General features: G+C 58.2%; 7 protein-coding genes and 4 tRNA genes. 5 read left to right on the forward strand and 6 right to left on the reverse strand.

Annotated features, from left to right (window positions below; translation table 11 throughout):
* Positions 1-40 precede the first annotated feature (40 nt).
* The 4 genes from WJM78_RS00105 to WJM78_RS00120 all read right to left on the reverse strand — a co-directional run bounded on the left by WJM78_RS00105 (position 41) and on the right by WJM78_RS00120 (position 6,919).
* Positions 41-2,008, reverse strand: coding sequence for an ATP-binding protein (locus tag WJM78_RS00105; protein WP_209418510.1), 1,968 nt, complete (start codon positions 2,006-2,008; stop codon positions 41-43).
* A gap of 121 nt (positions 2,009-2,129) precedes the next feature.
* Positions 2,130-5,210, reverse strand: coding sequence for a multidrug efflux RND transporter permease subunit (locus tag WJM78_RS00110; RefSeq protein WP_339012448.1), 3,081 nt, complete (start codon positions 5,208-5,210; stop codon positions 2,130-2,132).
* 15 nt (positions 5,211-5,225) lie between these two features.
* Complete coding sequence (locus WJM78_RS00115; protein ID WP_339012450.1) at positions 5,226-6,332, reverse strand: efflux RND transporter periplasmic adaptor subunit; 1,107 nt, start codon at positions 6,330-6,332, stop codon at positions 5,226-5,228.
* Positions 6,329-6,919 (reverse strand): TetR/AcrR family transcriptional regulator, encoded by a 591-nt coding sequence (locus WJM78_RS00120; RefSeq protein ID WP_042037108.1) that lies wholly within the window; start codon positions 6,917-6,919, stop codon positions 6,329-6,331. The genes WJM78_RS00115 and WJM78_RS00120 overlap by 4 nt, the downstream gene beginning before the upstream one ends.
* Positions 6,920-7,178: 259 nt before the next feature.
* Here WJM78_RS00120 and WJM78_RS00125 point away from each other — a divergent pair.
* The 5 genes from WJM78_RS00125 to WJM78_RS00145 all read left to right on the forward strand — a co-directional run bounded on the left by WJM78_RS00125 (position 7,179) and on the right by WJM78_RS00145 (position 8,339).
* Positions 7,179-7,255, forward strand: a tRNA-Arg gene (locus tag WJM78_RS00125).
* A gap of 51 nt (positions 7,256-7,306) precedes the next feature.
* Positions 7,307-7,382, forward strand: a tRNA-His gene (locus WJM78_RS00130).
* A gap of 20 nt (positions 7,383-7,402) precedes the next feature.
* Positions 7,403-7,488: transfer RNA gene (locus WJM78_RS00135), tRNA-Leu, on the forward strand.
* A gap of 75 nt (positions 7,489-7,563) precedes the next feature.
* Positions 7,564-7,640, forward strand: a tRNA-Pro gene (locus WJM78_RS00140).
* Positions 7,641-7,826: 186 nt separating this feature from the next.
* A complete protein-coding gene (locus WJM78_RS00145; protein ID WP_339012453.1) occupies positions 7,827-8,339 on the forward strand; it encodes an RICIN domain-containing protein in 513 nt (170 codons plus the stop codon).
* A 28-nt stretch (positions 8,340-8,367) separates the two neighbouring features.
* Here WJM78_RS00145 and pyk read toward each other — a convergent pair whose 3' ends face one another.
* The gene (gene pyk / locus WJM78_RS00150; RefSeq protein WP_339012455.1) at positions 8,368-9,846 is read right to left on the reverse strand and encodes a pyruvate kinase; all 1,479 of its coding nucleotides are present in this window, start codon (positions 9,844-9,846) and stop codon (positions 8,368-8,370) included.
* Between the two features lie 67 nt (positions 9,847-9,913).
* Complete coding sequence (locus tag WJM78_RS00155) at positions 9,914-11,251, reverse strand: MFS transporter (RefSeq protein WP_042037103.1); 1,338 nt, start codon at positions 11,249-11,251, stop codon at positions 9,914-9,916.
* Positions 11,252-11,422 lie beyond the last annotated feature (171 nt).

The following is an 11,422-nucleotide window of genomic DNA, read 5'->3' on the forward strand; positions in this document are numbered from 1 at the left end:
CATGATGGGGATAAAGCGGCTGGCTCACAAGAGCCAGCGTTCAGTTATGTTGGATCGGCATACGGATATGGAACTGGGCGCCGTTGCCTGGCTCACTGACGCAGTTGATGCGGCCACGCAGCAGTTGTACCACCAGGTTGTAGATGATGTGGGTGCCGAGCCCGCTGCCGCCCTGGCCCCGCTTGGAGGTAACAAAGGGGTCGAAGATGCGCGGCAGTATTTCGGGCGGGATACCGCGGCCGTTGTCGCTGTAGTCGATCATCAGATCCTCACCTTGCTGCTCCACCTTGATGGTGATCTTCTTCGGCTTGTCCCAGTCATCAAAACCATGGTTGATGGAGTTGAGGATCAGGTTGGAATAGATCTGGGTGAAGCTGCCGGGGAAGGAGAAGATCGACAGCTTGGAATCGCACTGGATGTCCACCTCGCACTGGGCCTTCTTCAGCTTGTGGCCGAGGGAAACCACCACCTGATGCAGGTTGTCGGCGAGGTTGAAGTTGTAACGCGCCTCGGACGACTGATCGACTGCCACCTGCTTGAAGCTGGCAATCAGCTCCGAGGCGCGCCTCAGGTTGCCCTGCAGCAGCTGCATGGACTCGTCGAGATTGACGGTGAACTCGTTGAGATAGGAGCGGGAGAGCTGCTTGGAGTCGATGTGCAGCTTGAAGTCGGCCACCCGTTCCTGCAGATAGGAAGAGGCGGTCACACTGATGCCAATGGGGGTGTTGATCTCGTGTGCCACCCCGGCTACCAGCGATCCGAGGGAGGCCATCTTCTCCGATTCCACCAGGGTCTGCTGCGCCTGTTTCAGGTCGTCGTAGGCCTTGCCCAGCTGATTGTTGGCGTCGCTCAGGCTGCGGGTTCGCTCCACCACCTTGCCTTCCAGCTGTTCGTTGAGGGAGATGATCTCCCGCTCTACCTTCTTGAGGCGGGTGATGTCATAGCCGAACCCGATCAGGTACTTGAGGTTGAGGCCCTCGTAGAAGGGGGCAAAGGTCCACTGCAACACCAGCTCATGGCCCTGCTGGTCATACATGATGATCTCTTTGTCCTCGATGGATCCATGATCGGCCAGGATCAGAGCCAGCTCTTCACGCTGTTCCTGGCTGACGAACAGATCCAGCCAGCTGTGCTGCAAGATCTCCTGTTGGTGGTAGCCGGTCAGCAGTATGGCGGCCGGGTTGATGCTGGCGATGGTGAGGTTGGGTTCCATGCAACAGATGAGCATGTTGGCCGAGTTGATCAGGGTGGCGGAGAAGTCCCGCTCTTGTTGCAGCTGTTCCGCCGCCTGATGGCGCGCCGCAAATTCGTCGTTCAGCCGTGTTCGCATCTGGTTGAGGGTGGCGACCAGGGTATCCAGCTCATCGGGTTTCTTACGGGGCAGGGGGCGCCCCTCCAGCGTCAGCTCGATGGCCAGCCGATCCAGATTGAATTTCTGGGCATAGGTGGCGATGCGGTTGAGGTGACGGACCACCAGATAGTAAATGATGAGCAGGATACAGAACGAGACCACCAGCGTCTTGATGGTCTGGGTGACCATGATGATCACGGATTTTTCGATCAGGCGCTGGTAGATCTGATCGAGGGAGGCGGCGACGAACAGCTTGCCGACCACTTCACCCTGATAGGTGAGATTGAATTCGCGGGAGATGTCATAGCTTTCACGCTCCACCCCCTGGATCAGCAACGGCACTTCCGAGTTGCCGAGCATCTCCTTGACCATCACGAACTGCATGTTGGGCAGGTTCATGATGCCTTCTATCTGTACCTTGACCTGCTCCTCGTCCAGGTTCCACAGACTGGCGGCGATGGGCTGCAGGAAGGAGGCTTCGATCTGGCCGATGCTGTCCTCAATGACGGCGACGTCCTTGCGGTAATCCCAGGCAAGTTGCAACACCGTAATGATCATCGCCAATACGGTACTGCACACCAGAATGTAGGAGAGCAGGCGGTATGAGAGCCCGTTACGTCCGATGGCCCTCGCGGTCTTGGAGAAAAGTCCTGACATGGCGTCCTTGCGGTCTGGAAATAATGCCATTTAGTTTAACTGCTTCATGTACTTATGTCGTGTGTCGTTAGTGGGATAAAAAAAGACCCCGAATCGGGGCCTTTTGCATTCAAGTCGGTAATCAATGACTCCCTTTCGCCTTGGGCGGAATGGATTCATCAAACACAGGCAAGGGTTTGTGCTCGGAGGCCAGGTAGGTGTAAATCACCGGCAGCACGAACAGGGTGAAGATGGTACCGATCGCCAGACCGGCCACTATCACTATGCCGATGCTGAAGCGCTGGGCTGCGCCTGCGCCAGCCGCGTAGAGCAGCGGGATCAGGCCCGCGATCATGGCCGCCGTGGTCATCAGTATGGGGCGCAGCCGCACTTTGGCCGCCTGCATCACAGCTTGGGTCCGGTTCAGACCGTTCAGTAGCTGCTCCTCCTTCGCTACCTCACAGATCAGGATCCCGTGCTTGGTAATCAAGCCTACGAGCGTGATCAGACCCACCTGGGAGTAGATGTTCATCGTGGCCAACCCCCATGCTAGTGCAATCAAGGCGCCACTGATGGCAAGCGGGACCGACACCATGATCACCAGCGGGTCACGTACCGATTCGAACTGGATGGCCAGCACCAGGAAGATGATGGCCAGTGCCAGTGCGAAGGTGGCATAGAGGGCGTTGCCTTCGGTCACGAACTGGCGAGCCTCACCCATGAAGTCGTAGCGATAGCCTTGCGGCAGCTTCTCTTCGGCTGTGGTCTTGAACCAGTTGATCGCGTCCCCCATGGCCACACCCGGTGCCGGTACGGCGCCGATGGTGGCGGAGTTCAGCTGGTTGAAGTGGGGCAGGGCACGGGGCTCGCCCACGACTTCGATGTTGATCAGGCTACCCAGCGGGATGGATCTGCCGTCGGCCGCACGCACGTAGTAACCCTTCATGGATTCCGGGTTCATACGGTATTTGCGCTCGACCTGGGGGATCACCTCGTAGGAGCGGCCATCCAGGTCGATGCGGTTGACGTAACCGTCCGCCATCATGGTGCCCATGGTGATGCCTATGTCCTGCATGGTGATGCCGTAGGCACCTGCCTTGTCCTTGTCGATCTTGATCCTCATGGTGGCGGAGTCGTAGTTCAGATCGAGATTCGAATAGACGAACTGGCCATTGGCCTGGGTGGCCGCCAGCATCTCGCTGGCGATCAGGAACAGGCTCTCGAAGCTGTTCGGGGTGGTGATGACGAACTGGATCGGCAAGCCGCTCGATGCACCCGGCAGTTCAGGGAACTGGAAGGTGGTGATGGCCATCCCGGGGATGTCCTTCACCAGTCCGGCGACCCGATCCAGCACCTCTTTCTGGCTCGCGTCACGCTGGCTCCAGGGCACCATAGAGGCGATACCAAATGCCTGATTGGCGTTGAATACCCCGGAGAAGACCTGGGAGTAGGCGATTTCCGGCTGCTCATCCAGGATCTTGTTCACGTCCGCCATGGTGTTTTCGATGTAGTCCAGGTTGGCGTTGGAGGGCGCAGTACCCAGCACCGCCATGACGCCCTTGTCTTCCGCCGGTGCCAGCTCACTCGGTATGAACTTGAACAGCAGCGGCAGGCTGCCGAATACGATGACGGCGAACACCAGGACCACGATGCGCTTCTGCATTACGGCGTGCAGCATAGTGCCGTAGCGTTCTGTCATCCGATCCAGCAGGTGGTGCACAGTGCGCTCGAACTTGCCTGGCTGCTCGTTGGCTTTGAGCATCTTGGCGCACATCATGGGTGACAGGGTCAGCGCTATGATGCCGGAGATGAATACCGCTCCCGCCAGGGTCAGCGCGAACTCCTTGAACAGGGAGCCGGTGATGCCTCCCATCAGGGCGATCGGCGCATACACGGCGGCCAGGGTGGCCGTCATGGCGATAACCGGCACGGCTATTTCGCGGGTCCCTATGATGGCGGCCCGGAAGGGTTCCTCCCCCTGCTTGATGTGGCGGTCGACGTTCTCCAGCACCACGATGGCGTCATCCACCACCAGACCGATCGCCAGCACCATGGCCAGCAGGGTCATCAGGTTTATCGAGAATCCGAACAGGTCCATCATCATCACCACGCCGATGAGACTGAGCGGAATTGTGATGATGGGGATGATGACAGCCCGGAACGAACCGAGGAACAGGGTGATCACCACCAGTACGATGGCAGCCGCTTCCAGTATGGTCTTGATGACCTCGTGGATAGACTCGTTGATGGCAATGGTGGAGTCATAGAGCACGTTGACCTGCATGGTGCTCGGCATATTGCTCTTCAGGCTCGGCAGCAGTGCCAGCACATCGTGGGCAATGTTGATGGGGTTGGCCGTCGGGGCTGCGTTGACCGCCATGACCACGGCTTCGCGGCCGTTGGCACTGGCCCGGTAGATGTCGTGGCTCTTCTCCAGCGTCACCTTGGCGATGTCGGAGAGGCGGATCACATTGCCGTCACGGGTGGCAACCACCAGTCGCCTGAGCTCCTCTATGTTGCTGACCTGGGTCTCGGCATTGCCGTTGAACAGCGTGAAGTAACCCGTCGCCTGACCGGTGGCCGACTGATAGTTGTTGCTGTTGAGCACCGTCATCACGTCGCTTGAGGTCAGGTTGAAGGCCGCCATCTTGGCCGGATCCAGCCATACCCGCAGGGCAAACTCGACACCGCCGTAGAGATCTACCTTGGACACGCCGCTCACGGTAAACAGCTGCGGCTTGATGACTCGCTCCAGATAGTCGGTGATCTGGCTGGAGTTCAGCTCCGGGCTGGTGAAGCCGAGGTAGAGCACCGCCGTGGTGGAGCCGGTGGAGGAGGTAACCGAGGGGTCTTCCGCCTCTTTCGGCAACTGGGAACGCACCGAGTTGACCTTGGCCAGTATGTCCGACAGCGCGGCGTTCGGATCCGTGTTCAGCTTCATGAAGGCCGTCACGGTGGAGCTGCCCAGCTGGCTGGAGGAGGTCATGAAGTCGATGTTGTCGGCTTGCGCCACCGCCTGCTCCAGCGGTTGGGTGATGAAGCCCTGGATCAGGTTGGCACTGGCACCGTAGTAGCTGGTGCTGACCGTGATCACCGTATTGGTGACCTCGGGGTATTCCCGCACCTGCATCTTGAAGATGGCCTGAAAGCCCAGCAGGGCGATCAGGAAGCTGAGCGAGATCGCCAGCACAGGCCGTTTTATGAATATGTCAGTAAATCGCATTGCAGATCTCCGCGCTTACAGCATCGGGGTTTGTGCCGGAACGGCCAGGGCATCATTTTCGACAACGCGCACCTTGGTGTCGTTGCTCAGGCGAACCTGGCCCGACAACACTATCTCGTCCCCGGCCTTGATACCGGACAGCACATGTACGTCATTGCCGCGACGTTCTCCCGCCTTGACCACGACCTGCTTGGCCCGTCTCATGCCGTCCACCTCGTGGATGACATAGACGTTTTCGCCATACAGAGTAAAGGTGATGGCCGATTGCGGTATCACAATCTGCTCTTTCACCGTGGGCATTATGATGCTGGCGCGGGCAAACATGCCGGAACGGAGCTGACCCTCGTTGTTCGGGATGTTAGCCTGTACCTGGATCAGGCCGCTCTGGTAGTTGACGGCCGGTTCGATGGCGGTGATGTAGCCGTCAAACTGGGTCTGGGGATAGGCATCCACGTTGATCTTGATGATCTGGCCCAGGGTGATGTTCGAGATGTCGGTCTGGGGCACGGTAAAGCGCAAACGCATCACTTTGGTGTCTTCCAGCCGCACTATATCGGTACCTGGTTGCAGGTACTGGCCGAGGAAGACGTTGCGCAGGCCGACCACACCGCTGAAGGGGGCGCGGACTTCACGGCGGGCTATGGTCGCCTTCAGGCTCTCTATATCGGCTTCCAGCGAGCGGTAGCTGGCTTCTGCATCATCCAGCTGATCCTTGGAGATGGAGCTCTTCTTGAAAAGGTTCTGGAAGCGCTCGTATTTGGCGCGTGCCGCCGGCAGCTTTGCCTGGGAAGCTCGCAGATTGGCCTTCTCCACACTGGAGTCCAGGCTCAGCAGCAGCTGCTCCGCCTTGACCGGCTTGCCGGATTCGAAGGTGATGGCATCGATGGTGCCCGCCAGCTCGGTGGACAGTGTCACCCCCTGGTTCGGTTCGATGAAGCCGATCGCTTCTATGGTTGGTACCCAGTCCTGCGCCTTGGTCACCATGGCGGTCACCGGGAACTCGGGTTCCGGCCGGTTGGCCATGAACTCTGCAATCTTCTTCTGCTTGAACATATTGAAGCCGATGACGCTGCCAAACAGGGCAAGCGCTATCAGCAACATGATGGCCATCCACTTTTTCATGAACAGGCTCCTGAGGTCGAAAAATGGGGGTTTAAAATGGCATTCCAGCTAGCCATGATGACGGCTTCCAGCTGTTCTTGCGTTAGTTCAAAGTGATGAACCTGGCGTTGCAACGCCAGACTTCCCACGCAATCCAGGCTCAGCACCTGCAATGCCCGGACGGGTAGATCGATAAACAGACCTTGTTCACGTCCCCGTTCGAAGAAGCGATCCAGAGGTGCCCAGGCGGCTATGATGACCGGGTCTTTCTCCAGTTCGGCTCCCAGTGGAGAGCTCTCATACTGCAGCTTGCATTTGAGCGCGTTGGGATCGTCGGCAAAAATGGCGTGGATGTTGAGCCACAATCGCCGAAATTGCTGAAACGACATCTCCTCTATCTGCACCCCTTCCATGACCAGTGGATGACACTGGAGTATGGTGTGCTGATAGAGCTGGCGGATCAGATCATCTTTGTCGCTGAAGTAGCGATAGATGGTACCCGCAGCGACCTTGGCTTTCTTGGCCACCATGGCAATGGATAGCCCGTGGAAACCCTGCTCGCCAAGTATTTCATGCGCCGCATTGAAAATGCGTTCTTTCTTGTCCATGACTCAATTATCGCAACGGCTGAATGAACGTTCATTCATTTTAGGGTTGCCTTGAGGCAAGTCAAGTGCTGCTGCGCGCTTGGCCACTCTGCTGTGGGGGGATAAAGTAACAGTCGAGGACTGGATCCAGCCTGAATGAAGGAAAAATGGCATAAAACAGTCATAAACGATGGAAAAACAAGCGGTTGATTCAAGGCAGGCAAAAAAGTGTAGACAAGTATGCTCCCATCATCAATAATGCGCCCCGTTCGACAGCGTAGCGCCCGTAGCTCAGCTGGATAGAGCGCTGCCCTCCGGAGGCAGAGGTCACAGGTTCGAATCCTGTCGGGCGCACCATAAAACGTGCGCCAGTTAAACGGGCGTTGTTGTGGAACGAAAACAGCTGTGGTGGCTGTAGCTCAGTTGGTAGAGTCCCGGATTGTGATTCCGGTTGTCGTGGGTTCGAGCCCCATCAGCCACCCCATTTTACAGCTTGTCAGGTATGCGAAGGTGGCGGAATTGGTAGACGCGCTAGCTTCAGGTGTTAGTGCCCCCCGGGTGTGAGGGTTCGAGTCCCTCTCTTCGCACCATACTTGCTGTATGACGAGGATGATCAAAAGTGATTGTCTTTGTGCTTTAGAGTACTTAAGTAAAGAAAATTGTCTCGGTGATTAGCGCAGCCCGGTAGCGCATCTGGTTTGGGACCAGAGGGTCAAAGGTTCGAATCCTTTATCACCGACCATATTCAGAAAAACCCCGCTTAGGCGGGGTTTTTCGCTTTCTGGCGTTTGCCATCTCTCCTTTCGTTACGTCTTGTCACGTCTGTTTACACTTCTGTTGGCACTTTCTCGCCGCGGCTTCGGGTATGCTGGGCCACAGACCCACAGCAAGTGGGCATCATTGAACACATTTCAGGCCAACATGTCATATGCACCCTAATCTCGTTCGCGTCAGCACGCTGGCGCTTGTTGTCGTGACCCTCTGCGGTTGTTCGTTCAAACCCAAGCAGGATGAGATCCTGATGGGCGCCGTGCCCAGGCAGGCTGCCAATGCCCCCTCCACCCTGGTGACCAGCGGTGGTTTCTGCGTGGCATTAAATACCCGGGATCAACTGATCACCCAGTCTTGCGACCAGACTGCCCGCCAGCAGTTCAGCTGGGATGCCGGCGCCTTGCAGCTCCAGCAGCGTTGTCTGGTGGCCAAAGAGGGGAATGAGCTCGTCATGACGGAGTGTCAGGACGAGAGTCGTCAATGGCAGTGGCAGGCGGATCGCCTGTTCAACAGCAAGGTCGAGCTGTGTCTGGACGTCGCCGGGCGCCGTCACAAGCCCGGCACACCGCTGCGGCTGGCGGAGTGTTACGGCGGCGCCAACCAGAGCTTCGAATGGAAGAGTGAAACAAGTGTTCTGGATCAGCTGAACCTCAAAAGCCTCATCTGGTGAGGCTTTTGAGGTAAAAGAGTGGCTCCCCTCAGTGTGAATGAGCGGCAGTGATTGGGCGTTCTGGCCGGTGTATCGTAACGGGCAATGGCACCAGGCGACAGACATCCTCATGGCCAGACCCCTCGAGCGAGTCGAGGCGACTGATCAGCAGGGAGTGGATCCCCTTCAGCTGATCGGCCCGGTGCAATGTGTCTATCAGCTGGCTGTGATGGTGCTGGGGGTCGCTATCCAGATAGTGGATCGGCCTGACGCCGCGCAAAATCGCCATTTGATTGAGCAGCTGGCCGTTGTCTGACAGTGCCCAGATAGGGTTGTTGAGACCGCCCCGTGAGATGGCGATGACCGCATCTCCCCGGCGGGTCAGTACGGCGATACCACAGGCGCTGTCCTGGCTGAAGGCGGAGGTCATGGCGGCCAGTGCCATACAGTGGCCGGACTGCTTTGTCTGGCTGGTGCCCCTGCGCCAGCGTGGTGGTATGGGCTCCATCTCCTGTTCGGCTCCCAGTGCGATGCGGGCCATGGCCTCGACCGCTGCTACCGGATAGAGCCCAGCCGCCGACTCGGCCGACAACATCACCGCATCCGTGCCATCCATGACCGCGTTGGCCACATCCAGTACTTCGGCCCGGGTGGGCATGGGGTTGCCGATCATCGACTCCAGCATCTGGGTCGCTGTGATGACGGGGCGACCGAGCGCGCGGCAGCGCTTGATCAGCTTCTTCTGTACGCCGGGCAGTCTGGCATCCCCGATCTCCACCCCCAGATCGCCACGGGCCACCATGATGATGTCGGCGGCGTGGATGATCTCGTCCATGGCCTCGACCGAGGCGACCACCTCTGCCCGCTCGACCTTGGCGACGATGGCTGCCTTGCTGCCAGTGGCACGAATGAGTGCTCTGGCCTCGTCGAGATCGGCGGCGCAGCGGGGAAACGAGATGGCCACGAAGTCGGCGTCGAGTTGACGGGCAGTCAGGATATCTTCCCTGTCCTTGGCGGTCAGCGCCGGGGCGCTGAGGCCGCCGCCCAGCACATTGATGCCTTTGCGATTCGACAATATGCCGCCTACCAGCACGCGGGTCGTGATGTGCATCCCCTCGATCTGTTCCACCCTGAGCTGGATACGGCCATCGTCCAACAGCAGGATGTTACCCGGGTACACCTCGTTCACCAGTGCCGGGTAGTCGATCCCGACCCGATATTGGTCGCCCTGCCTGTCATTGAGCTCGGCATCGAGTACGAAGGATGCTCCCGCCTGCAGCTGGATGCTGCCCGCGGTGAAGCTGGCTATGCGGATCTTGGGGCCCTGCAGATCCACGAGAATGCCGATGTGGGTATTGAGGCGCGCCGCCGTGGTGCGGATCAGTGCTGCCAGTGCCAGGTGCTGCGCCGGACTGCCGTGGGAAAAGTTCAGCCTAAAGACGTTGGCTCCCGCCAGGATCAGCTGCTCCACCATGGTGGCGGAGGAGCTTGACGGGCCCAGGGTGGCGATGATTTTGGTCTTGCGCATGGGGTTCTCCTGTTGTGACAACAAAGTAAAAGGGTGGTCACCAGACCACCCTTTTCTTGGGCATGTATCAGTAGTTGACAACTTTCTTGGCGTTCCACACCGTCAGCGCTAGCAGCATGGAGACCACCGAGGCTCCCAGCCAGAAGTACTGGGCACTGCTGAAGTCATAGTGGGTTACGCCATCGATCACGCTGGTCTTGATCAGCGCGGAGGAGACCAGCTCTTGGCCGGAGGCGGCGATGTAGGAACAGAGGCCGATGAATCCCTTCACGGCGCCCACGGCCGTTTTGGGCATCAGGTCACAGGCGGTCAGGCCGGCTAGGAACACCACCAGACCACCGATGGCAAAACCGATCAGGGCGAGGGCTACCGCGTCCATCATGCGGCTCTGCGGGCCCCAGAACATCAGGCACATGCCGGCTATGTTGGCCAGACCGTACAGCAGAGTCGGGATGTGGCGGTTGGCGTTGAAGATCTTGTCAGAGATAACCCCGGCCAGGATGGCACCGAGGAAGCCGGCGATGGGGTAGGCCGACATGGCGAAACCGGCATCGATCAGGCTGTAACCTTTCTGTTCTTGCAGGTAGAGCACGGCCCAGGAGCTCATGGCGTAGCGGGACATGTACATGCAGGCGCAGGCTGCGGCGATGAGCCAGACGGTGGGCTGCTTGAGGATGAACAGCTGGGCGCGGCGGATCTCGGCCGGCTCCACTTTCTTGGCGATTTCGGCCTGCTCACCAAAGGCGACAGCTGGCTCCGGCAGGGCATAAGTCTGTGGGCGATCCTTCAGTACCAGGAACATGCACAGAGCCGCAATCAGAGAGGCAATACCTGCCCCGATAAAACCTGCTTGCCAACCGAAGTAGCTGACGACGGTGGCGGTCAGGATCCAGGAGATACCTTCCCCTATGTTGCGTGATCCACCCCATATCGAATAGACGGAACCCCGCTGCTTGGGTGAGAACCACTGGAAGATGGAGACGCAGGAAGGCGCCGAGCCAACGGATTGGAACCAGCCATTCAGACCCCACATCAGTACCAGAAAGAAGGTCGCGGTGTTCATACCCATCAGGATGGTACAGATGGATGACAGTCCCAGGGAGACCGACATGAAGCGGCCTATGTTGGCGTAATCGGAGAGGAAGCCATTGGAGAACTTGCCGACGGCGTAGGTGAACAGGAAGGCGGAGCCTATGACCCCCAGTTCCTCCAGCGTCACTATGCCGGCATCCAGCAGGGGTTTCTTGACAACGTTAAGACTCATTCTGACCACGTAAAACATGGCATAACCCAGCACCAGTCCCAGGAAAACCTGCCACTGGTACTTGCGGTAAATGGAGCGGATTTTATCGGGCGAGGCATCCATGACCGGCAAGTCTGCTCGCGTCTTGAAAAAGTTGAACATGTCGTTCTCCGTTTATATGTGGCAGCATGGTTTCAGAGGAAGTTCTGATAGCGGTTGCCATCATATGAAGGGAGAATTTCAGGCGGCAAAATGTCAGATATGGGTCAACTCTGACTCAACCATAAGGGGGCATGAGTCAAAAGTGACATATTCAGACTGTCCTATCGATAT

It is taken from the genome of Aeromonas popoffii (assembly GCF_037818705.1).
GTDB classification, from domain to species: Bacteria; Pseudomonadota; Gammaproteobacteria; order Enterobacterales; family Aeromonadaceae; genus Aeromonas; species Aeromonas popoffii.